Below are 21,164 nucleotides of genomic sequence, written 5' to 3' on the forward strand. Positions count from 1 at the left end.
CCCCTTTTGCGCTGGTGGGAGGCGAGAGACCCCACCTCACTCATTTGGGTGAGAACGTGGGGCGTTGTTCCCTCCGGGCGCCGGGCGGTCGACAGAATCGACCCGACCGTAGGGGCGGGCCTGCGCGCCGGACAGGGCCTATGAGGGGACCATCCGCATGATCCGTATCTGGTCCGGGGGACCCTTGCCGGCCTTGCGGCGGGCGAGGGCAGCGCGCGTCGGCGATTCACAAATCCGGCGGCTGCTTCCTCTGATACTCCCCGCCGCCTGGGGCGTCGCGGCCCTCACCTGGAAGATCGCCTGCCCACCGGAACAGCCGGAGAGTCTGGGCGAGCGGATCGTCACCGGCATCGTCTTCTTCACCGTCGGCGCCGGGATTGTGCTCGGGATCAGGCGGGAACTGAGCCGCGAGCTCAGACGTGTCCGCGAAATCGCCCATGCCGCGCAGCGGGTGCTGCTGCGTCCGCTGCCGCCGCGACTGGACGGGCTGGCTCTTGCCGCGGGCCAGCTCTCGGTCAGCCGCGGTGCCGTGGTCGGCGGTGATCTGTACGAGGCGGTGGCGACGCCGTACGGCGTCCGCATCGTCATCGGGGATGTCCGCGGCCACGGCCTGCCCGCGATCGGGGCGGTCGCCGCGGTGCTCGGCTGTTTCCGGGAGGCCGCCTACGACGAGCCCGAACTCGGCGGCGTACTACGACGGTTGGACCGAGCGATCCAGCGGCATCTGCGGGAGCGGGCCCGGGACGAGCATCCGGCGGCCGGCGGGGGAGAGCCCATGAGCCCGTCGGCGGAGGAGTTCGTCACCGTTCTGCTGCTGGAGATCGGAGGCGACGGCGGTGTGGTGGCGCTCAATTGCGGCCACCCCTGCCCGTACATCCTGCGCTGCCATGGCGTGGCACCGCTCGCCTGTGGCGAACCGCTGCCGCCGCTCGGCCTGTTTCCGCTCCCCGCCGAGCTGCCGGTGCACCGGTGTGCGCGGGTGCTGCCGGGTGAGGGGTTGTTTCTGCACACGGACGGGGCGGCGGACGCCCGTGACGCGTCGGGGAAGTTCTTCGGTCTGGAAGCCGTGCTCGCCAAGGCCGCGGTCGGCTCGCCGGTCTCGCCCGCCGCCGTCATCACCACCGTTCACTCGCAGTTGCTGCGGCACACCGGCGGGCGGCTCGCCGACGATGTGGCGCTGCTCGTGCTGCGCAACGACCGGTCCCGGGTGGCGGCGCAGTGCGGTGACACGGTCCTGCGCCGAACCCGGCGCCAACCCTCCAATCGCTAGCCACCTGCCTGCAGTCATGTGCAGCGACCGGCAACCAAGGGGTTGCCGTGCGGCCGGCGCCGCCCGCCCTGCCGCGGAGTGTCGGGCAGATCAGCAGGGCAGACGACGCGATCGAGGGCCGCCGCACTTACGAGGGGGAGCCGGCGGCCCGGCCGCCTCCTTGAGAGGCATTTCAGTCAACCGGCGCACGTGGCACGGCGGCAGAGCGCGCGGGGCACAGATCGGGGCACTCCATTCACACCCCGTGCGAATCCCCCTCCACTACGCTGAGCCCACCGAGCCACCGGAGGGGCACTTATGCAGCCCAACACCCTGCTCGACGCCCTGCTCGACGAGGCGGGCATCTCCAACGCGGGTCTCGCCGCCCACGTCAACCAGGCGGGCCGTGCAAGAGGCCTGTCACTGCGGTACGAACACACGGCCGTGGCACGGTGGTTGAAGGGTCAGCGGCCGCGCGGCCAGGTGCCCGACCTGATCTGCGAGGTGCTCGCGGGCCGGCTGCGCCGGGCCATAACGCTCGGCGACATCGGCCTGGGCGTGGCCGGCGACGCGGGTACGCCGCCCGGCTCGCCGCTCTGCGGTTTCGTGGAGCGCGCCACCGCGCTGTGGCGCTCCGACGAGCAGCAGCGCCCGCACATCATCGAGGCGCCCGCGGTCACCGGAACGCCCGCCGTCATGCCCGTGTGGGAATGGGAGAACCCTCCGGAGGACTGCGATGTCTCCCGCTCCGGCCAGACGCGCGTCCGCATGGCCGACATCATGATGCTGCGCGCCGCCCGGGCGCACTACGAGCTCATGTACCGCAAGGCGGGCGGCATCGCCACCCGCGCCCGCATCGTCGGTTTCCTCAACGCCGAGACCGCGCCGCTGCTGCGCGGCGGGTACAGCGATGCCCTCGGCCGTCAACTGCACCGTGCGACGGGCGGTCTGGTGGCGGTCGCCGGGATCTGTGCGTACGACTCCAATGCGCACGGCCTCGCCCAGCGCTACTTCCATCAGGCACTGCGGCTCGCAAAGGCCAGCGGAGACCGGGGACTTGGGGCGTATGTCATCGCGCTGCTGGTCAACCAGTCGCTGTTCATGGCCGAGCACCGGCAGGCGGTGGCCTTCGCGGAGGCGGCGCTGCGGGCCGCCGGGCATCAGATCACCCCGGCGCTGGCCGCCGATCTGTACGCGATGCAGGCGAAGGCGTACGCGCATCTCGGCGACGGCGGCAGTGCGCTTCGGTGCATCCGCCGTGCGGAACTGGAGGCGGAGCGGATCCTTCCGGGGGCCGAGCCGGACGAGACCGGCTATGTCCAGCCGGGCCTGGTGAATGTCCAGGTCGCCGAGGCCCTGCTCAGCCTCGGTGATCTGCCCGCGGCGCGCGAGCACGCCGCGGCGGCCGTAGACACACCCGCGCACGACCGCGGCCGGGTCCACCGGCTCGCCATGCTCAGTCAGATCGAGCTGCGCCAGGGCGAGGTGGACCGGGCGGCGCACACGGCGGCGGAGATGGTGGAGCGGGCGAGGGGGATGGAGTCGCAGCGACTGAGGGACCGGCTGCGCGCGGTGCGCAAGCATCTCGTGGCGAGCGGGTGCACGAATGCGGACGAGGCGGCCGAACTCATCGACGGGGCGCTGCGCGTTCCCCTCTGACCGCGCTCCTGCTGCGATATTGCCATCTACTTGTCGGAAGGTGGCAGAAAAGTGCAGTGGACGAACTTAAGCGAACAAACTGTGTATGAAAACCGCTGGTTCAGGGTCAACCTGGCCGACGTCGTGCTCCCTGACGGCCGGCACCTGGACCACTTCCTCATCCGGCTCCGTCCGGTCGCCGTGGCAACCGCGGTGAACCGGGCCAACGAGGTGCTGATGCTCTGGCGGCACCGCTTCATCACCAACAGCTGGGGCTGGGAGCTCGCCGCGGGGGTCGTCGAGGACGGCGAGGACATCGAGGCCGCGGCCGCCCGTGAGATGGAGGAGGAGACGGGCTGGCGCCCGGGCCCCCTCCAGCACCTCATGACCGTCGAGCCGTCCAACGGCCTCACCGACGCCCGGCACCACCTCTACTGGGCCGAGGACGCGACCTACATCGGACACCCCGAGGACGACTTCGAGTCCTCGCGCCGCGAGTGGATACCGCTGAAACTGGTCCCCGACATGGTCGCCCGCGGCGAGGTCCCGGCCGCCAACATGGCGGCCGGGCTGCTGATGCTCCACCATCTGCGGCTGGGCTGACCTCGGCGGTCGGGAGTGACCGGTGGTCAGGGGTGACCCCCTAGTGGCCGAGCGTCTGCCAGACCGCGATCGCCAGAGCTCCGAGAGCGGTCAGCGCGGCCACGGCGGGCAGCGGCCACCTGGCGTGCTCGAGTGCCCCGACGCGCGCTGCCAGATCGGTGAGATCTCGGTCGATCTGGTCATTGCGCTGCGCGAGCAGTGCCAGGTGCCCGTCGATGCGGGCGAGGCCGACGTCGAGGCTGCGGCGCAACTCGGCGAACTCTTCGACGACCACTAAATGATCAGGGTCGGTGGTGGTCACTGATTGGCTCCTCTTCGGGAAAGTTGGACAGCGGACCCTTGAAGCGGAACCGAGTCAACTCTCCCTGGTCGGAGGGCGGGAGCGTGTGCGCACGGCATATGCGGGCACGCCCCGCACACTCCGTGTGAATCAGGAGTACGAAGCTGTCACGCGCCCGGCCGGATCAGGAGCACGGCCGGATCAGGAGTACGGGTAGAAGCCGGACCCCGACTTCCGGCCGAGGCGGCCGGCGTCCACCATCCGCTGGAGCAGCGGGGGAGCGGCGTACAGCGGCTCCTTGAACTCCGCGTACATCGAGTCCGCGACCGAGGCGACGGTGTCCAGGCCGATCAGGTCGGAGAGCTTGAGCGGACCCATCGGGTGGGCGCAGCCGAGCTCCATGCCGTTGTCGATGTCCTCACGGCTGGCGATGCCCGACTCGAACATCCGGATCGCGGAGAGCAGATACGGGATGAGCAGGGCGTTCACCACAAAGCCCGAGCGGTCCTGGGCGCGGATCGGATGCTTGTCCAGCACCTGCTGCACCACGGCCTCGGAGCGCTTGATCGTCTCCTCGGAGGTGGTGAGCGCCGGGATCAGCTCGACGAGCTTCTGGACCGGGGCCGGGTTGAAGAAGTGGATGCCGATGACCTGATCCGGACGGGAGGTCGCCACGGCCAGCTTCACCAGCGGGATGGAGGAGGTGTTGGAGGCGAGGATCGCGTCCTGGCGGGTCACCACCTGATCGAGGACCTGGAAGATCTCGGTCTTGACCTGCTCGTTCTCCACGACGGCCTCGATGACGAGATCGCGGTCGGCGAACTCCCCGAGGTCAGTGGTGAAGCTGAGACGCTCCAGGGTCGCGTCCCGCTCCTCCTCGGTGATCTTGCCGCGTTCGGCGGCCTTCGAGAGGGAGTTGTAGAGCCGAGTGCGGCCGATCTCCAGGGCCTCGCCCGTGGTCTCGGCGACCTTCACCTCCAGGCCGCTGCGGGCGCACACCTCCGCGATGCCTGCGCCCATCTGGCCACAGCCCACCACTCCGACGCGTGCAATGTCGGCCATTGAGTCCGTCACCTCGTGCCTTTCGCTGATCCACTGCGGCAGGCCCCCGTATGGTTCCGGTGCCCGCCTCGACCCCCCGACGTTACTCCGGATGTACGTGTGCTCGACGGCCAGGGGCGGGCATGCTGTGCGGAAACGGCCGCCGGCACCGGGAACCCAGGGGGCAGGACATGGCGCGGATCGGCAGAAGACGCTTCGTGATGACGGCGGCCGGAGCACTGGCCGCGCTCGCGACGGCCGGGGACGCGGCGGCCGCGCCCGCCGCGTCGTCCGCACACCGGGGGCACGCGCCCGAGCGGGAGTTCCGCGGGATGTGGCTCGCGACCGTCGCCAACCGCGACTGGCCGTCAAGGCCCGGCCTCAGCGCCGCCGAGCAGCGCGCCGAGCTTCTGGCCCACTTCGATACCGCGGTCGCCCGGAAGCTCAACGTCGTCGTCCTCCAGGTCAGGCCGACCGCCGACGCCCTGTGGCCCTCGCCGTACGAGCCCTGGACCCAGTACCTCACCGGAGTTCAAGGCAATGACCCTGGCTGGGACCCGCTGGGCACCGCTGTGCGCGAGGCCCACCGGCGGGGTCTGGAGCTGCATGCCTGGTTCAATCCGTACCGCGTCGCGAATCACACCGACCTGTCGCGGCTGGTCGAGACCCATCCTGCCCGGGTGCACCCGGAGTGGGTCCTTCCGTACGGCGGGAAGCTGTACTACAACCCCGGCATTCCCGAGGTCCGCCGCTTCGTCCAGAAAGCGATGATGGACGCCGTGCGCCGCTACGACATCGATGGTGTGCACTTCGACGACTACTTCTATCCGTATCCGGTCGCAGGACAGCTCTTCGCCGACGACGACACCTACGCGCGCTTCGGCGCGGGCTTCCCGGACAAAGCCGCATGGCGGCGCGACAACACCGACCGGCTGGTCCGGGAAATGGCCGAGCGGATCAAGAAGGCCAAGAGGGGCCTTCCTTTCGGGATCAGCCCCTTCGGCGTATGGCGCAATGCCGCCACCGACCCGCTCGGCTCGGACACCAGGGCCGGCGTGCAGACGTACGACGATCTGCACGCCGATACCCGTAAGTGGGTCAGGAAGGGGTGGATCGACTACGTCGTCCCGCAGATCTACTGGCACATCGGCTTCGCCCCGGCCGACTACGCCAAGCTGCTGCCCTGGTGGAACGACGTGGTGCGGGGCACCGGCGTCGACCTCTACGCGGGTGAGGCCCTGTACAAGGCGAGCGATCCGGCCCAGCCCGCGCCCTGGCAGGATCCCGACGAGCTGTCCCGCCATCTCACACTGGCGCGCTCCTACTCCGGTGTGCGCGGGCACTGCTTCTTCGCCGCGAAGGAGGTCAGGACCGACCGGATCGGGGCGATGGCCAGGGTGGTGGCCGACCACTATCCGAAGAGGGTGCTGCCGCCGGAGTGACGACGAACCGGGTGGGCATGCCACTGCCCGGCCCGGTCAGGGCACGCTCATACCCGGCCGGGCAGGGGCATCCGGGCCGGGCCGGGTGAGGAAGAGTCTGCTCGGCCGAGCCGGGGCAAGGCAGCCCCGGGCCGGTCAGGCACGGCTGGTGCCGGGTACAACGACCGTGTCGGGGCCCGGCGACATCAGCGCCTCGTGCCCGTCGTCCTCGAAGCGGACGCGGTACGGGGGAGTGCCGTTCTGTCCGAGTACTTCGACGACTTCGGCGAAGCGGTCGTGCTGGCCCACGGTCCTGCCGTGCATCAGCAGCTTGTCGCCCGTGTTCGCATGCATCGGGAGTGACCTCCTCGAAGGCGGTGGTCCGTGTTTCGAGTCTACGGCCGGGGCCGGGAGTTGCACCCTCAGATTCGGGCCCGCTGGGTGACCGCGATGCAGACCAGAACGGCGACGGCCGCGACCGGAGCGGCCGGGGAGAGCCGCTCGCCCAGCAGGGACACGGACCAGACGAGGGTGAGGAGCGGCTGCGCGAGCTGGAGCTGGCTGGCCCTGGCGATGCCGATCGAGGCCATGCCCCGGTACCAGACGTACAGGCCGCAGAAGGTTGAACCGGCGGCGACCCAGAGCAGTCCGATCACGCCGTGCGCCGTCAGCCGGACCGGCTCGACGGACAGGGCGAGAGCCGATCCGGCGAGGCTGAGCGGCAGGCAGACGACCAAAGCCCAGCCGATCACCTGCCAGCCCGGCATCAGCCGGGCCAGCCTGCCGCCCTCGGTGTAGCCGGCCGCGCAGACCAGCAGCGCGCCGAAGAGATGGAGGTCGCCGGCCTGGAGCGCGCCGCCGCTCTGCTGGACGGTGAAGACGATCACCACGGCGGCGCCGGCGAGGGCCGCCAGCCAGAAGGTGCGCGAGGGGCGGCGGCCCGTGCGCAGGGCGGCGAAGGCGGCAGTGGTCAGCGGCAGCAGCCCGACCACCACGGCCGCGTGCGAGGTGGTGGAGGTCACCAGCGCCAGTGTCGTCAGCAGCGGGAAGCCCACAACCACGCCCCCGGCCACCACGACGAGTCCGGCCCAGTGGCGGCGCTCGGGCAGCGGCACGCGCAGCGCGAGCAGAAAGCCGCCCGCGATCAGCGCGGCGAGGACACTGCGCACGGCGACGAGCGACCAGGGGCCGAAGCTCTCAAGGCCCCAGACGGTGGACGGGAAGGTGAGTGAGAAGGCGACGACGCCCAGCGCGGCGAGAAGGGTGCCACTGCTGACCGCTATCGAGGTAGTGGGAGTAGCGCTATCCTGTGCTGTCATGCAAGAGCGTAGCGGTGTGGCGGACTTGGCGAATGCGCTGAAGCGGGAGCTCAACCGCTACTCTCCAGGTGGGAAGCTGCCGTCGAGTCGGGCGCTGGTCGAGAAGTACCGTGTCTCGCCGGTGACCGTGTCCCGCGCGCTGGCTCAGCTCGCGGCCGAGGGCCTGGTCGTCACCCGCCCCGGCGCCGGTGCTTTCCGGGCGCAGCCCCGTACCGACACCGCCCAGGCCCCCGGGGACACCTCCTGGCAGGAGGTCACTCTCAGCGCGGACGCCGCGACCGAGCTGGTGCCGCGCGCCGTCGACGCCTCCGGAGTGCTGGCCACGCTCGCCGCACCGCCGCCCGGAGTCGTCGAGTTCAACGGCGGCTATCTGCACCCCTCCCTCCAGCCGGAGCGGGCGATGGCCGCCGCGCTGGCCCGGGCCGGACGACGGCCCGGCGCCTGGGGGCGGCCACCCACCGACGGACTGCCCGAGCTGCGCGAGTGGTTCGCGCGCGGCCTCGGCGACACCATCGGCGCGGCGGACGTACTGATCACGGCCGGCGGCCAGTCCGCCCTGACCACGGCCCTGCGCGCGCTGGCCCCGCCCGGCGCCCCCGTACTCGTGGAGTCGCCCACCTACCCGGGCACGCTGGCGATCGCCCGGGCCGCCGGGCTGCGACCGGTGCCGGTCCCGGTGGACGCCCAGGGAGTACGTACCGAACTGCTCGCCGCCGCCTTCAAGGCGACCGGTGCCCGGGTCTTCGTCTCCCAGCCGCTCTTCCAGAACCCGACCGGAGCGGTGCTCTCGGCCGAGCGCCGCCCGGACGTGCTGCGCATCGCCCGCGAGGCCGGAGCCTTCGTCGTCGAGGACGACTTCGCCCGCCGACTGGTCCACGAGGACGCGGGCCCCCTGCCGCGCCCGCTCGCCGCGGACGACCACGAGGGAGTCGTCGTCCATGTCAGCTCGCTGACCAAGGTGACCTCGGCCAGCCTGCGCGTCGGCATGCTGGCGGCTCGCGGGCCGGTGCTGGAGCGGCTGCGCGCCATCCATGTCGTCGACAACTTTTTCGTACCCCGCCCCCTTCAGGAAGCCGCCCTGGAACTGGTCGGTGCACCCGCCTGGAACCGTCATCTGCGCGCCGTGTCAGGGGAGTTGAAGACCCGCCGCGACACGCTCACCGCCGCCCTCCGCCTCGGCCTGCCCGAACTCGCCCTCCCGTACATCCCGTCCGGCGGCTACCATCTCTGGCTGCGCCTCCCCGACGGCGCGGACGAGTCCGCCCTGCTCTCCGCGGCCCTGCGCGCGGGTGTGGCACTCGCCCCGGGACGCCCCTACTTCTGCGCCGAACCCCCCGCCGGACATGTGCGGTTGAGCTTTGCCGGCGTCGCGGGAACGGCCGAGATCGCCGAGGGTGTACGACGGCTGCGCAGCGCCTGCGACGAGGTGCTGGGCCGACCGGCCAGGCACCTGCGGCTCGGCTGATCAACCGTCACAGGCGGCCGGCCCGACCGGGCATCAGGAGATGCGGGGCTGACCTGCCGTCACGAGCGGCTGGGCAGCGGTGACATGCCGCCTGTGAACTCGGGCGGTCTCCAGGAGCACGCGCGTAAGCCGCGAGCCGGTCATCCGCTCGGCGAGAGACCCGGATCTCCTGCGTGGCGCCGAGGCGCGACAGCAGGGCCTCGGGCATGAGGCCGCGCACCGGCGTGATGCAGCACGCCTCGTAAAGATCGTCGGAATCCTCGCCGAAAGCACAGACAGTCCGTCGCGGTCGCGCCGCTCGCCTCCGTCAGGATCCGAGCACGGCAGCCGCGACCGACAGTCCCCCGGCCGTGGCCGCCGACCGGCTGCCACCCCGCCTTAAGTCACCTCTTGACCTGCGGGGGCTTTCACAACCACGATCGCGCCATGACTGTCCGGATGACGCTCGTCGCGGCCGCCCGCAGCTCCGCCCTGCTTGCGGAGCGCTTCGACGACGACCGGCCGCTCGACCAGGCGGGCTGGTACGAGGTGCAGGTCGCCGCGCACGCCCTGGTGCCGCTCAGCGCGGCCGAGTTGCGGTACTGCGCGCCGACCGCCCGCAGCCGTGCGACCGGGGACGCACTCGGCTATGCGCCGCTCGTCCAGCCCGCCCTGCGCGACTGCGACATGGGCCGCTGGCGCGGCTTCACCCTCGCGGAGGTGACCGCCCGCGAACCGGCCGCCGTCGACGCCTGGCTCGCCGACCCGCGCTCGGCCCCGCACGGTGGCGAGCCGCTGCTCGCGTTCATAGCGCGCATAGGGGGCTGGCTGGACACCCGCCCCGCCGAGGACTGCGGCTCCATCGTGGCCGTCGCCGAGCCCGCGGTCGTACGAGCGGCCTTGGTGTACGCACTCAAAGCGCCGCCCTCGTCGTACTGGAACGTGGACGTCCGGCCGCTGTCGACCGTCACGCTGACCGGTCAGGCGGGGCGCTGGAGCCTGTGCCTGGAGACGGCCGCCTGATCCACGTCCCGCCGCCGAGCCGTCCGCCCGGCTCGGCGAAGACCGCACGGCACCAGTGCGCCGTGGGGTCAAGCCCTGCCGAGCGCCTCGCGTTTGCGGCGCAGAAAGGCTCGCTCCGCCGCGTTCTCGGTGCGCTCGATCGCCGCCTCGTACGCCCGTACCGCCTCCTCGTCGCGGCCCAGCCGCCGGAGCAGGTCGGCGCGGATGGCGTGGAAGAGGTGATGGCGGTCGAGAGCGAGCCCGTCGACCAGGTCGAGTGCCGCGGCCGGGCCTTCCACTTCGGCCACCGCCACCGCGCGGTTGAGAGCCACGACCGGGTTCGGGCCAACGGCGAGCAGCTGGTCGTACAGCCGCAGAATCTGCGACCAGTCGGTGGCGGCCGCGACCGGCGCATCGCTGTGGACCGCGTTGATCGCCGCCTGGATCTGGTACGGACCGGGCCGGTCGCGCCTCAGACACTGCCGGACCAGCTCCTGGCCCTCGGCGATGAGGGCCCGATCCCAGCGGCCGCGGTCCTGGTCGGCCAGCAGGACGAGGCCGCCGTCGGGCGCGGTGCGGGTGGCCCGGCGCGACTCGGTGAGCAGCATCAGCGCCAGCAGCCCCTTGACCTCCGGCTCGTCGGGCATCAGCTCGGCCAGCAGCCGGCCGAGGCGGACCGCCTCCGCGCAGAGGTCCTCGCGCACCAGCCGCTCGCCCGAACTGGCCGTATAGCCCTCGTTGAAGATCAGGTAGACGACGGCGAGCACATCCCGCAGACGGTCCGGGAGATCGGCGTCGCCCGGGACCCGGTAGGGGATGCCCGCGTCACGGATCTTGCCCTTGGCGCGGACCAGACGCTGCGCCATGGCCGGTTCGGCGACCAGGAACGCGCTCGCGATCTCCGCGGTGGTGAGCCCGCCGAGGAGCCTGAGGGTCAGGGCGACGCGGGAGGCCGGGGCGAGCGCCGGGTGGCAGCAGGTGAAGATCAGGCGAAGCCGGTCGTCGCGCACAGGTCCCTCCTCGGCTGCTTCGTCACCGGCGTGCAGCAGGGCGGCCTGGGCGTGCCGGTCCGCGCGGGACGCTTCCCGGCGCAGGCGGTCGATCGCCCGGTTGCGGGCTGTGGTGATGATCCAGCCCGCCGGGCTCGGGGGCACTCCGGTGGACGGCCACCGCTGCACCGCTGTCGTGAACGCGTCCTGGACCGCCTCCTCGGCGACATCCATGTCACCGAAGACGCGGACCAGGACGGCGACCGCGCGGCCGTACTCCTCGCGGAACACGCGCTCCATCACCGATGCGGGCACCTGAGGCATGCCGGACCTCACCCGGTGGATACGTGCTGAAACGGCCTCACCTCGATCGGGAGGGTGATCGCCCGGGCGAGCTTGCGGCCCCATTCGAGCGCGGCGTCCAGATCGGCCGCCTGGATGACCGTGAACCCGCCGATGTGCTCCTTGCCCTCGAGGTACGGGCCGTCGGTCGTGAGCACCTCGTCGTCCTTCAGCCGCACCACGGTGGCCGTGCTCGGCGGGTGCAGCCCTCCGGCGAACACCCAGGCACCGGCCGCCCTGATCTCGGCATTGACGGCCTCCAGGTCCCGCATGATCGGGTCCAGGACCTCGGGAGGCGGCGGCGGTCCGTCGGGCTGGTAGATGCTGAGCAGGTACTGCTTCATGGTCTGACTCCTCGGTACGGCGGCGGCCTCGTGCCTGCCGCTCACCCTCTATACGAATGGCCTTCCGCCGGATCGACATCTCACGCGGCCGAGGCCGGCAGATTTTCGCGCGGCGCCGGGCGGCCAGGGGTTCACGCGTCGCGCACCGCCGTGAGCAGTGAGTCAGCCATCGGCGGGTGTGCCGTCGACAAGGAGCCAGGGCCCTGCCAACAGGGGGTCGGACACGAGATATCTTGATGTCGAGCAATGTTGCAGACGTGGAGCGGAGCACCCGGTGACTGACTCGACCATCATCTATACGCACACTGACGAGGCGCCGGCCCTGGCGACCCATTCGTTCTTGCCCGTCGTCCAGGCGTACGCCTCGACGGCCGGGGTCACTGTGGAGACGCGTGACATCTCGCTCGCGGGGCGGATCATCGCCAGCTTCCCCGAGCGCCTGGAAGCGGGCCAGCGGATCGACGACGCCCTCGCCGAGCTCGGCGAGCTGGCCAAGACGCCCGGCGCCAACATCATCAAGCTGCCGAACATCTCGGCTTCGATCCCGCAGCTCAAGGCGGCGATCGCCGAGCTGCAGCAGCAGGGCTATGCGCTGCCGGACTACCCGGACGACCCGAAGTCCGACGAGGACCGGGACGTCCGCGCGCGTTACGACAAGGTCAAGGGCAGCGCCGTCAACCCGGTGCTGCGTGAGGGCAACTCCGACCGCCGTGCCCCGGCGTCGGTGAAGAACTACGCAAAGGCGCACCCGCACAAGATGGGTGCGTGGGTGTCCGACTCGAAGACGAACGTCGCGCACATGGACGCCGACGACTTCCGCTCCACCGAGAAGTCCGCGGTCATCGCCGAGGCCGGCTCGCTGCGCATCGAGCTGGCGGGGGACGACGGCAGCACCACCGTCCTGCGCGAGTCGGTGCCCGTACTCGCGGGCGAGGTCGTCGACGCGTCCGTGATGCGGGTCGCGGCGCTGCGGGAGTTCCTCACGGCGCAGGTCGCGCGTGCCAAGGCAGAGGGCGTGCTGTTCTCGGTGCACCTGAAGGCCACGATGATGAAGGTCTCCGACCCGATCATCTTCGGCCATGTAGTACGGACCTTCTTCCCCAAGACGTTCGCCGAGCACGGCGCCGCGCTCGCCGCCGCCGGACTGAGCCCGAACGACGGACTCGGCGGCATCCTCAAGGGCCTGGAGTCGCTGCCGGAGGGCGCGGCGATCAAGGCGTCCTTCGAGGCCGAGCTCACTGAGGGCCCCGCCCTCGCGATGGTCGACTCCGACCGGGGCATCACCAACCTGCACGTACCGAGCGATGTCATCGTCGACGCCTCCATGCCGGCCATGATCCGCACCTCCGGTCACATGTGGGGCCCGGACGGCCAGGAGGCCGACACCCTCGCGGTCCTCCCCGACAGCAGCTACGCCGGCATCTACCAGGTCGTCATCGACGACTGCCGCGCGAACGGCGCCTTCGACCCCTCGACGATGGGCTCGGTGCCCAACGTCGGCCTCATGGCGCAGAAGGCCGAGGAGTACGGCAGCCACGACAAGACCTTCGAGATCCCCACCACGGGCACGGTGCGGGTCGTCGACGGCGGCGGCAACGTCGTGCTCGAGCAGGCTGTGGGCGCCGGCGACATCTTCCGTATGTGCCAGACCAAGGACCTGCCGATCCAGGACTGGGTCAAGCTCGCCGTCACCCGCGCCCGCGCGACCGGCGACCCGGCGGTGTTCTGGCTCGACGAGGGCCGCGCGCACGACGCGACCCTCATCGAGAAGGTCAAGACCTACCTCGCCGAGCACGACACCGACGGGCTGCGGATCGAGATCATGTCCCCGGTCGAGGCGACCGCGTTCTCCCTGGAGCGCATCCGCCGCGGCGAGGACACGATCTCGGTCACCGGCAATGTGCTGCGCGACTACCTGACCGACCTGTTCCCGATCCTGGAGCTCGGCACGAGCGCCAAGATGCTCTCGGTCGTCCCGCTCATGAACGGTGGCGGACTGTTCGAGACCGGTGCCGGCGGCTCCGCGCCCAAGCACGTCCAGCAGCTCGTCAAGGAGAACTACCTGCGCTGGGACAGCCTGGGCGAGTTCCTCGCGCTCGCGGTCAGCTTCGAGCACCTCGCGCAGACGACGGGCAATGCGCGCGCCCAGGTGCTCGCCGACACGCTGGACCGGGCGACCGGCACCTTCCTCAACGAGAACAAGTCGCCCAGCCGCCGGGTGGGTGGCATCGACAACCGTGGCAGCCACTTCTACCTGGCGCTCTACTGGGCGCAGGAGCTGGCGAAGCAGACCGACGACGCGGAGCTCGCCAAGGCGTTCGCCGCGCTCGCGCAGACGCTGACCGAGCAGGAGCAGACCATCGTCGACGAGCTGATCGCGGTGCAGGGCTCGCCGGTCGACATCGGCGGCTACTACCAGCCCGACGCGTCCAAGGCCTCGGCCGTGATGCGTCCGTCGACCACCTTCAACCAGACTCTCGCGACCCTCGGCTGACGCGAGGCGACCGCCCTCCGCACCTGTTCCGCCCCGGCCGGTATCCCGGCCGGGGCGGTTCCGTCTTCGTTCCCACAGCGGGTTTCCGGCCTGTCGGCGTCACGCCCCCTGGAAGGCGCGTCGGTAGGCGTGGGGGCTGGTGCCGACGAGGCGCTTGAAATGGTCCCGGAAGGCGGTGGGCGACCCGAAGCCGACTTGCGTGGCGATCCGGTCGACGGGGTGGCCCGTGGTTTCCAGCAGGTACTGGGCCTGGCGGATCCGCGCCCGTTGCAGCCATTGGAGCGGGGAGGCGCCGGTCTGTTCACGGAACCGCCGGTTCAGGGTGCGGACGCTCATGCCGGCCTGCGCGGCCAGGTCGTCGAGGCTGAGGTCCCGGCGGGCGTTGTCCTCCATCCACCGCAACAGGGGCTCGATCACCGAGCCGCGTGGGGCGGGCGGCTGCTCGTGGACGATGAACTGCGCCTGGCCGCCCTCCCGTTCGAGCGGCATGACGGACAGGCGGGCCGCGTCGGCGGCCACGGCAGAGCCCAGGTCGCGTCGGATCATGTGCAGGCACAGGTCCAGTCCGGCGGCGGCTCCGGCCGAGGTGAGCAACGGGCCGTTGTCCACATAGAGCACGTCGGGGTCGACGTCGACGGCCGGGTGGCGGGCGGCGAGCTGCGCGGCGGCGGCCCAGTGGGTGGTGGCCCGGTGGCCGTCCAGGAGTCCGGTGGCGGCCAGGACGAAGGCGCCCGAGCAGATCGAGGCGAGTCTGGTGCCCCGGGCGGCGGCCCCTCGCAGAGCGTCGAGTACCTCGTCCGGAACGGGCACGGACGGGTCGCTGATGCCGGGGACGACGATCGTGTCCGCCTCGGCCAGCGTGTCCAGCGGCCAGGGCGCACGCAGGGTGAACGCGCCGGCCTCGACGTCCTCGGTGGGCGCGCACACGCGGACGCGGTAGGCGGGGCGCCCGTCGGGGAGCCGCGTTCGTCCGAACACCTCGAGCGGCGTGGACAGGTCGAAGGGGATGACTCCGTCCAGGGCGAGGACAGCCACGGTATGCATGGCTCAACCATAGAAGGACGCCGGGTTCCGGCCAACCGATTCCACCCCCTCTTCTGGCTGTTCTGCGCTGGTGGGAAGGCCCCCTTGGCCTCTTGGCCAGAATCCGTTGGGATCTGGCACTTCAGCCACTACTGGGCCGTCCGGACCGTGACTAGCGTCGGTGTCTGCGCCCCACCGGGGCACCGCTCCAACAGAAAGGGACCATTCCCGATGCTGTGTCAGATCGTGCTGTTCGACGGATTCGACCCGCTGGACGTCATCGCCCCCTACGAGGTGCTGTTCGCCGGCGGGATGGCCGCGCCGGGCGCGCTGGAGGTCGAGCTGGTCTCGGCCGAGGGTCCGCGCGAGGTACCCAGCGGCTCGGGACTGCTCTCGCTGCGGGCCACCGCCGCGCTCGACCCGCAACGCGCGGACCTGGTCCTCGTGCCGGGAGCGGTGGGCCCCATCGGCGACCTCTGCGACCCTGACGCCCCTGGGAACGAGGACTCCATCCCCGCCCTGCTCGGCCGCACGCTGCAGACCGGACTGCCGGCCCTGCTCAAGGAGGCCCTCGACCGTCCGGGCCTGACCATGACCACCGTCTGCGGCGGCTCCATGATCCTCGCCATGGCGGGGCTGATCGACGGCCGGCACGCCACCACCAACCGCCTGGGCCTGGACCTGCTGGACGCCACCGGCGTGATCGCGATCGACGCCCGCGTCGTCGACGACGGCGACCTGGTGACCGGCGCGGGCGTCACCTCCGGCCTGGACCTCGGCCTGTACCTGCTGGAGCGCGAACTCGGCCCCCGCATCGCCCACGCCGTCGAGCAGCTCTTCGCGCACGAGCGCCAGGGCACCGTCTGGCGCGCCACCGGCCCGGTCCCCGCCGGTTTCTGACGTCCGCCGGCTTCTGACGTCCACCCCTGAACGCCCCGGCTCCCGAGCACTCGAGAAAGCGCACCCCATATGTCTGTCGAAGGTACCTGGAACCTCGTCATCGCCACCCCGATCGGCAAGCAGCAGGCCGTACTGCGGCTCTTCACCGAGGACGGCGCACTGCGCGGCGTCGCCACGGGCGAGGCGGAGGAGGTCCCGCTGTCCGATCTCACCCTCCAGGCCGACCGGCTGACCTGGAGGCAGTCGATCACCCGGCCGATGCGCCTCAATCTGGCCTTCGACGTTGCCGTCCACGGCGACGAGCTGACCGGCACAGCCAAGGCCGGCCGGCTGCCCTCAACCAGGGTCACCGGTCACCGCGCCGCGGACGTCTGACGGAAGCCCCCGGGAACCGTCATGACGAAATTCCTTCTCACCGTCCACGTCCTGGCGGCCATCATCGCCATCGGTCCCGTGGCCGTGGCCGCCAGCATGTTCCCGCCCTCCGCCCGCCGGGCCCTGGCCGCACCCGACGATGCGGCGGCTCTCGCCACGGTGCGGACCCTGCACCGGATCTGCCGGGTCTACGCCGTGATCGCCGTCGTGGTACCGGTGTTCGGTCTGGCGACCGCCAACAGCCTGCATGTGCTGGGCAGCCCCTGGCTCCTCACCTCCATCGCGCTGACCGTCGCCGCCGCGGCCGTACTCGGCGCACTCGTGCTGCCGCGGCAGAGCTCGGTCCTGGCCGCACTCGACGACACCGACGGAGTGCAGGAGGCGACGGCCCTCCGCCGGACGGCCGGGCAACTGGGGATGTACACAGGGATGTTCAACCTGCTGTGGGCCACCGTGACTGTCCTGATGATCGTCCGCCCCGGATCCACCACGGGAGCCTGATCATGGCACCGCTTCGGGAGGAGCTTGTCCGTCCACAGCGGATGACAAAAGGCAAGGAGAGTACTCACTCCTTGCCACTCTCAACCTATAGCGCACCGGGGGGCTTGCGGCAAGGCCCGGGTCGTGCCGCAGAATGGTCGGCCAAGGCCAGAACCTGCGGAAATGACAGATCCGCGAAGCATGTGCGGTCTTGTCGACGTATGTCGCGCGGTGATGTCGAACCGACGGTGGGACCCGCGATGCGGTTGCCGGGATTCGGCGCGCAGGCGCGGGTGTGCGCGCGTCCGGACTGCGCGGAGCGGCCGGCCGAAATCCAATCTCGTTGCATGGGGGGCTTTTAAATGATTGACGTGATCGTGGTCGGCGGCGGACCGACCGGCTTGATGCTGGCCGGCGAGTTGCGGCTGGCCGGAGTGCACGTGGTCGTGCTGGAGAAGTTGGCCGAGCCGACCGAGCAGTCCCGCGGGCGCGGCCTGCACGCGCGCAGCGTCGAGATGATGGATCAGCGCGGCCTGCTGGACCGTTTTCTCGCGGTCAGTGAGAAGTTCCAGGTCGGCGGTCTCTTCGGCGGCATCGTCAAGCCGTGGCCGGACCGGTTGGACACGGCTCACCCGTACGGCCTCGCCACCCCGCAGCCGGTCACCGAGCGGCTGCTCAACGAGCGTGCCCTCGAACTCGGTGCCGAGATCCGGCGCGGCTGCGAAGTGGTCGGGCTGAGCCAGGACGAGGACGGGGTGACCGCCGAGCTGGCGGACGGCACGCATCTGCGCTCGCGCTACCTCGTCGGGTGCGACGGCGGCCGCAGTGCGGTGCGCAAGCGGCTCGGCGTCGGTTTCCCCGGTGAGCCCGCCAAGGTCGAGACGCTGCTGGGTGATATGGAGGTGACCGAGGATCCGGCGACGGTTGCCGCCGTCGTCGAGGAAGTCCGCAAGACCCAACTGCGGTTCGGCGTCATCCCCGACGTGGACGGGAACGAGGGGGTGTGCCGCATCGTCGTGCCCGCCGACGGCGTGGCCGAGGACCGTACGACCGCGCCGACCCTCGAGGAGTTCAAGCAGCAGCTGCGGGCCTTCGCGGGCACCGACTTCGGCGCGCACTCGCCGCGCTGGCTGTCCCGGTTCGGCGACGCCACCCGGCAGGCCGAGCGTTACCGGGTCGGCCGGGTGCTGCTGGCCGGCGACGCGGCGCACATCCACCCGCCGACCGGCGGGCAGGGGCTCAACCTCGGCGTGCAGGACGCGTTCAACCTCGGCTGGAAGCTGGCCGCCGCGGTCAACGGCTGGGCACCTCAGGGGCTGCTGGACAGCTACCACGCCGAACGGCACCCGGTGGGCGCCCGCGTGCTGGACAACACGCGCGCGCAGATCACGCTGCTGGGGACCGATCCGGGTGCGACCGCGCTGCGGGAGCTGTTCTCGAAGCTGATGGACTTCGAGGAGGTGAACCGGTACGTGACCGAGATGATCACCGCGGTCGGGGTCCGCTACGACTTCGGCGAGGGGCATGAACTGCTCGGCCGGCGGATGCGGGACGTGGGGCTGAAGCAGGGGCGCCTCTATGAGCTGATGCACGGCGGCCGCGGGCTGCTGCTCGACCAGACCGGTCGGCTTTCGGTGGCGGGCTGGGCGGATCGGGTCGACCACGTCGTCGACGTCAGCGAGGAACTGGACGTGCCGGCGGTGTTGCTGCGGCCGGACGGCCACGTGGCGTGGGTCGGTGAAGATCAGCAGGATCTGCTCGGCCGGCTGTCCACGTGGTTCGGCGCTGCCGTCGGCTGAGCGCGTGGTGGTGGCGCGAAGGGCGGGGCCTGTCTCCGGCCGGGTTCGGCGCGGTCCGGTGCCGTACCTCCGGCTGAGTGCCGCGCCACCAGGCCGGGGCCGGCTCAGCGGGCCCGCCCAAGCCCTGAAGGGCGAACTGAATCGCTACGTCGCATCACACCGAGACGCCTGCACCCCCAGTCGATTGCATAAATCTGCAATGCAGCGTATAGTCATGCCATCGACGAGGAGGGTTCGATGGCGGTACGCGCAGCAGTGGCAGGAGCGAGCGGTTACGCGGGCGGGGAACTGCTCCGGCTGCTCCTGACCCACCCCGGGATCGAGATCGGCGCCCTCACCGGCAACTCCAACGCGGGCCAGTCGCTCGGCTCTCTGCAGCCGCATCTGCTGCCGCTCGCCGACCGGGTGCTGGAGCCGACCAGCGCCGAGGTGCTGGCCGGGCACGATGTCGTCTTTCTCGCCCTGCCGCACGGACAGTCCGCCGCAGTCGCCGAGCAGCTCGGCGACGAGGTCCTGGTCGTCGACATGGGCGCCGACTTCCGGCTGCAGGACGCCGCCGACTGGGAGACGTTCTACGGCTCGCCGCACGCCGGTACCTGGCCCTACGGTCTTCCCGAGCTGCCGGGCGCCCGCGCCGCGCTGGAGGGGTCCAAGCGCATCGCGGTGCCCGGCTGCTACCCCACCGCCGTCTCGCTCGCGCTCTTCCCCGCGTACGCCGCCGGGCTCGCCGGGCCCGAGGCCGTGATCACCGCCGCGTCCGGCACCTCCGGCGCGGGCAAGGCGCCCAAGCCGCATCTGCTCGGCTCCGAGGTGATGGGCTCCATGACCCCGTACGGCGTCGGCGGCGGCCACCGGCACACCCCCGAGATGATCCAGAACCTGAGCGCGGCGGCGGGCGAGCGGGTCAGCGTCTCCTTCACACCGACCCTCGCGCCGATGCCCCGGGGCATCCTCGCCACGTGCAGCGCGAAGGCGAAAAAGGGCGTGACGGCCGATTCCGTACGGGCCGCGTACGAAAAGGCCTTCCAGGACGAGCCGTTCATCTGCCTGCTGCCCGAAGGACGGTGGCCCTCCACCGCGTCCGTGTACGGATCCAACGCCGTCCACATCCAGGTCGCGTACGACGAGGCAGCCGGGCGCATCATCGCGATCAGCGCCATCGACAATCTGACCAAGGGCACCGCAGGCGGCGCGGTGCAGAGCATGAACCTCGCCCTCGGGCTCCCCGAGGACACCGGACTTTCCACGATTGGAGTTGCACCGTGAGCGTCACGGCAGCCAAGGGATTCTCGGCGGCGGGCATCGCCGCCGGGATCAAGGAGAACGGCAATCCGGACCTGGCCCTCGTGGTCAACAGCGGTCCGCGCCGCGCCGCCGCGGGCGTCTTCACCTCCAACCGTGTCAAGGCCGCCCCCGTCCTCTGGTCCGAGCAGGTCCTGCGCGGCGGCGAAGTCACCGCCGTCGTCCTCAACTCCGGTGGCGCCAACGCCTGTACGGGCCCCAAGGGCTTCCAGGACACCCACGCCACGGCCGAGAAGGTCGCCGACGTACTCGGCCAGAGCGCCGGCGAGGTCGCCGTGGCCTCCACCGGGCTGATCGGCCTCCTGCTCCCCATGGACAAGCTCCTGCCGGGCATCGACAAGGCCGCGGCCGAGCTGAGCGAGCACGGCGGCGAGAAGGCCGCCATCGCCATCAAGACCACCGACTCCGTGCACAAGACCGCCGTCGTAGACGGCGAGGGCTGGACCGTCGGCGGGATGGCCAAGGGCGCGGGCATGCTCGCCCCCGGCCTCGCGACCATGCTCGTCGTCCTCACCACCGACGCCGACCTCGAATCCGCGACCCTCGACAAGGCCCTGCGCGCATCGACCCGGCAGACCTTCGACCGGATCGACTCCGACGGCTGTATGTCCACCAACGACACCGTGCTGCTGCTCGCGTCGGGTGCGAGCGGGATCACGCCCCGGTTCGAGGAGTTCGCCGAGGCGGTGCAGAGCGTCTGCGGCGACCTGGCCCGGCAGCTCATCGGTGACGCCGAGGGCGCGTCCAAGGACATTCGCATCGAAGTGATCAATGCCGCGAACGAGGACGACGCGGTCGAGGTGGGCCGTTCCATCGCCCGCAACAACCTCCTCAAGTGCGCCATCCATGGCGAGGACCCCAACTGGGGCCGGGTGCTCTCCGCCATCGGCACCACGAAGGCCGAGTTCGATCCCGACCGGCTCAATGTCGCCATCAACGACGTCTGGGTCTGCAAGAACGGCAGCGTGGGCGAGGACCGCGGACTGGTCGACATGCGCTACCGCGAGGTGAAGATCACCGCCGACCTTGCCGCCGGGTCCGAGTCCGCCGTCATCTGGGCCAACGACCTCACCGCCGACTACGTCCACGAGAACAGCGCGTACTCCTCCTGAGGACTCT

At 70.9% G+C, this 21,164-nt stretch carries 20 protein-coding genes; 13 read left to right on the plus strand and 7 right to left on the minus strand.

Features of this window, described 5'->3' with window-relative positions; genetic code table 11:
- The first annotated feature begins 157 nt into the window (after positions 1–157).
- The 3 genes from ACQEVG_RS12000 to ACQEVG_RS12010 all read left to right on the plus strand — a co-directional run bounded on the left by ACQEVG_RS12000 (position 158) and on the right by ACQEVG_RS12010 (position 3,490).
- Positions 158–1,270, plus strand: a complete 1,113-nt coding sequence (locus ACQEVG_RS12000) for a PP2C family protein-serine/threonine phosphatase (protein WP_432981180.1) — start codon at positions 158–160, stop codon at positions 1,268–1,270.
- Positions 1,271–1,567: 297 nt separating this feature from the next.
- A complete protein-coding gene (locus ACQEVG_RS12005; RefSeq protein ID WP_432981183.1) occupies positions 1,568–2,908 on the plus strand; it encodes a transcriptional regulator in 1,341 nt (446 codons plus the stop codon).
- Between the two features lie 51 nt (positions 2,909–2,959).
- On the plus strand, positions 2,960–3,490 hold the full coding sequence (locus ACQEVG_RS12010) for an NUDIX hydrolase (protein ID WP_360876197.1): 531 nt from the start codon (positions 2,960–2,962) through the stop codon (positions 3,488–3,490).
- 40 nt (positions 3,491–3,530) lie between these two features.
- Here ACQEVG_RS12010 and ACQEVG_RS12015 read toward each other — a convergent pair whose 3' ends face one another.
- A complete protein-coding gene (locus ACQEVG_RS12015) occupies positions 3,531–3,791 on the minus strand; it encodes a hypothetical protein (protein ID WP_432981186.1) in 261 nt (86 codons plus the stop codon).
- Between the two features lie 180 nt (positions 3,792–3,971).
- Positions 3,972–4,832: a 3-hydroxybutyryl-CoA dehydrogenase gene (locus tag ACQEVG_RS12020; RefSeq protein WP_355836131.1), complete on the minus strand. Its 861-nt coding sequence runs from the start codon at positions 4,830–4,832 to the stop codon at positions 3,972–3,974.
- A 170-nt stretch (positions 4,833–5,002) separates the two neighbouring features.
- Between ACQEVG_RS12020 and ACQEVG_RS12025 the strand changes: the two genes are divergently transcribed.
- Complete coding sequence (locus ACQEVG_RS12025; protein WP_432981190.1) at positions 5,003–6,253, plus strand: glycoside hydrolase family 10 protein; 1,251 nt, start codon at positions 5,003–5,005, stop codon at positions 6,251–6,253.
- A 135-nt stretch (positions 6,254–6,388) separates the two neighbouring features.
- Here the strand turns inward: ACQEVG_RS12025 and ACQEVG_RS12030 are convergent, their stop codons facing one another.
- Both ACQEVG_RS12030 and ACQEVG_RS12035 read right to left on the minus strand, forming a co-directional pair.
- Positions 6,389–6,586: a DUF1918 domain-containing protein gene (locus tag ACQEVG_RS12030; protein ID WP_432981193.1), complete on the minus strand. Its 198-nt coding sequence runs from the start codon at positions 6,584–6,586 to the stop codon at positions 6,389–6,391.
- A 68-nt stretch (positions 6,587–6,654) separates the two neighbouring features.
- Positions 6,655–7,551 carry a DMT family transporter gene (locus tag ACQEVG_RS12035; RefSeq protein ID WP_432981196.1) on the minus strand — a complete coding sequence of 299 codons (897 nt, stop codon included), beginning with the start codon at positions 7,549–7,551 and terminating at the stop codon, positions 6,655–6,657.
- Here ACQEVG_RS12035 and ACQEVG_RS12040 point away from each other — a divergent pair.
- Both ACQEVG_RS12040 and ACQEVG_RS12045 read left to right on the plus strand, forming a co-directional pair.
- Complete coding sequence (locus tag ACQEVG_RS12040; RefSeq protein WP_432981199.1) at positions 7,550–9,016, plus strand: PLP-dependent aminotransferase family protein; 1,467 nt, start codon at positions 7,550–7,552, stop codon at positions 9,014–9,016. The two genes, ACQEVG_RS12035 and ACQEVG_RS12040, sit on opposite strands and share 2 nt — an antisense overlap.
- Before the next feature lie 426 nt (positions 9,017–9,442).
- Positions 9,443–10,018, plus strand: coding sequence for a histidine phosphatase family protein (locus ACQEVG_RS12045; RefSeq protein WP_432981202.1), 576 nt, complete (start codon positions 9,443–9,445; stop codon positions 10,016–10,018).
- Between the two features lie 68 nt (positions 10,019–10,086).
- Here ACQEVG_RS12045 and ACQEVG_RS12050 read toward each other — a convergent pair whose 3' ends face one another.
- Both ACQEVG_RS12050 and ACQEVG_RS12055 read right to left on the minus strand, forming a co-directional pair.
- The gene (locus ACQEVG_RS12050) at positions 10,087–11,310 is read right to left on the minus strand and encodes an RNA polymerase sigma factor (protein ID WP_432981205.1); all 1,224 of its coding nucleotides are present in this window, start codon (positions 11,308–11,310) and stop codon (positions 10,087–10,089) included.
- 8 nt (positions 11,311–11,318) lie between these two features.
- Complete coding sequence (locus ACQEVG_RS12055; protein WP_432981208.1) at positions 11,319–11,672, minus strand: YciI family protein; 354 nt, start codon at positions 11,670–11,672, stop codon at positions 11,319–11,321.
- Between the two features lie 274 nt (positions 11,673–11,946).
- Between ACQEVG_RS12055 and ACQEVG_RS12060 the strand changes: the two genes are divergently transcribed.
- Positions 11,947–14,166, plus strand: coding sequence for an NADP-dependent isocitrate dehydrogenase (locus ACQEVG_RS12060; protein WP_432981211.1), 2,220 nt, complete (start codon positions 11,947–11,949; stop codon positions 14,164–14,166).
- A 99-nt stretch (positions 14,167–14,265) separates the two neighbouring features.
- Here ACQEVG_RS12060 and ACQEVG_RS12065 read toward each other — a convergent pair whose 3' ends face one another.
- Positions 14,266–15,210: a GlxA family transcriptional regulator gene (locus ACQEVG_RS12065; protein WP_432981214.1), complete on the minus strand. Its 945-nt coding sequence runs from the start codon at positions 15,208–15,210 to the stop codon at positions 14,266–14,268.
- A gap of 210 nt (positions 15,211–15,420) precedes the next feature.
- On the opposite strand from ACQEVG_RS12065, the gene ACQEVG_RS12070 reads away from it, so the two are divergent.
- From ACQEVG_RS12070 to argJ, 6 genes are all read left to right on the plus strand, one after another.
- The gene (locus ACQEVG_RS12070) at positions 15,421–16,089 is read left to right on the plus strand and encodes a DJ-1/PfpI family protein (RefSeq protein WP_432981217.1); all 669 of its coding nucleotides are present in this window, start codon (positions 15,421–15,423) and stop codon (positions 16,087–16,089) included.
- A 69-nt stretch (positions 16,090–16,158) separates the two neighbouring features.
- Complete coding sequence (locus ACQEVG_RS12075) at positions 16,159–16,464, plus strand: hypothetical protein (RefSeq protein WP_432981220.1); 306 nt, start codon at positions 16,159–16,161, stop codon at positions 16,462–16,464.
- A gap of 21 nt (positions 16,465–16,485) precedes the next feature.
- The gene (locus ACQEVG_RS12080; protein ID WP_432981223.1) at positions 16,486–16,965 is read left to right on the plus strand and encodes a DUF2269 family protein; all 480 of its coding nucleotides are present in this window, start codon (positions 16,486–16,488) and stop codon (positions 16,963–16,965) included.
- Positions 16,966–17,306: 341 nt separating this feature from the next.
- Positions 17,307–18,743 carry a rifampin monooxygenase gene (gene rox, locus ACQEVG_RS12085; protein WP_432981226.1) on the plus strand — a complete coding sequence of 479 codons (1,437 nt, stop codon included), beginning with the start codon at positions 17,307–17,309 and terminating at the stop codon, positions 18,741–18,743.
- A 237-nt stretch (positions 18,744–18,980) separates the two neighbouring features.
- On the plus strand, positions 18,981–20,009 hold the full coding sequence (argC, locus tag ACQEVG_RS12090; protein ID WP_432981229.1) for an N-acetyl-gamma-glutamyl-phosphate reductase: 1,029 nt from the start codon (positions 18,981–18,983) through the stop codon (positions 20,007–20,009).
- Positions 20,006–21,157, plus strand: a complete 1,152-nt coding sequence (gene argJ, locus ACQEVG_RS12095) for a bifunctional glutamate N-acetyltransferase/amino-acid acetyltransferase ArgJ (protein WP_432981232.1) — start codon at positions 20,006–20,008, stop codon at positions 21,155–21,157. The genes argC and argJ overlap by 4 nt, the downstream gene beginning before the upstream one ends.
- Positions 21,158–21,164: the final 7 nt, after the last annotated feature.

Source organism: Streptomyces sp. CA-135486 (genome assembly GCF_050936555.1).
Taxonomy (GTDB): Bacteria; Actinomycetota; Actinomycetes; order Streptomycetales; family Streptomycetaceae; genus Streptomyces.

What these genes read in the sequence shown, in the direction of transcription:
- ACQEVG_RS12065 (WP_432981214.1), bottom strand. Translation starts at nt 15,210, where the DNA reads ATGCATACCGTGGCTGTCCTCGCCCTGGACGGAGTCATCCCCTTCGAC.
- ACQEVG_RS12080 (WP_432981223.1), top strand. Translation starts at nt 16,486, where the DNA reads ATGACGAAATTCCTTCTCACCGTCCACGTCCTGGCGGCCATCATCGCC.
- ACQEVG_RS12040 (WP_432981199.1), top strand. Translation starts at nt 7,550, where the DNA reads ATGCAAGAGCGTAGCGGTGTGGCGGACTTGGCGAATGCGCTGAAGCGG.
- ACQEVG_RS12075 (WP_432981220.1), top strand. Translation starts at nt 16,159, where the DNA reads ATGTCTGTCGAAGGTACCTGGAACCTCGTCATCGCCACCCCGATCGGC.
- ACQEVG_RS12045 (WP_432981202.1), top strand. Translation starts at nt 9,443, where the DNA reads ATGACTGTCCGGATGACGCTCGTCGCGGCCGCCCGCAGCTCCGCCCTG.
- argC (WP_432981229.1), top strand. Translation starts at nt 18,981, where the DNA reads ATGGCGGTACGCGCAGCAGTGGCAGGAGCGAGCGGTTACGCGGGCGGG.
- ACQEVG_RS12025 (WP_432981190.1), top strand. Translation starts at nt 5,003, where the DNA reads ATGGCGCGGATCGGCAGAAGACGCTTCGTGATGACGGCGGCCGGAGCA.
- ACQEVG_RS12055 (WP_432981208.1), bottom strand. Translation starts at nt 11,672, where the DNA reads ATGAAGCAGTACCTGCTCAGCATCTACCAGCCCGACGGACCGCCGCCG.
- ACQEVG_RS12050 (WP_432981205.1), bottom strand. Translation starts at nt 11,310, where the DNA reads ATGCCTCAGGTGCCCGCATCGGTGATGGAGCGCGTGTTCCGCGAGGAG.
- ACQEVG_RS12035 (WP_432981196.1), bottom strand. Translation starts at nt 7,551, where the DNA reads ATGACAGCACAGGATAGCGCTACTCCCACTACCTCGATAGCGGTCAGC.
- ACQEVG_RS12000 (WP_432981180.1), top strand. Translation starts at nt 158, where the DNA reads ATGATCCGTATCTGGTCCGGGGGACCCTTGCCGGCCTTGCGGCGGGCG.
- ACQEVG_RS12070 (WP_432981217.1), top strand. Translation starts at nt 15,421, where the DNA reads ATGCTGTGTCAGATCGTGCTGTTCGACGGATTCGACCCGCTGGACGTC.
- ACQEVG_RS12030 (WP_432981193.1), bottom strand. Translation starts at nt 6,586, where the DNA reads ATGCATGCGAACACGGGCGACAAGCTGCTGATGCACGGCAGGACCGTG.
- rox (WP_432981226.1), top strand. Translation starts at nt 17,307, where the DNA reads ATGATTGACGTGATCGTGGTCGGCGGCGGACCGACCGGCTTGATGCTG.
- ACQEVG_RS12005 (WP_432981183.1), top strand. Translation starts at nt 1,568, where the DNA reads ATGCAGCCCAACACCCTGCTCGACGCCCTGCTCGACGAGGCGGGCATC.
- ACQEVG_RS12020 (WP_355836131.1), bottom strand. Translation starts at nt 4,832, where the DNA reads ATGGCCGACATTGCACGCGTCGGAGTGGTGGGCTGTGGCCAGATGGGC.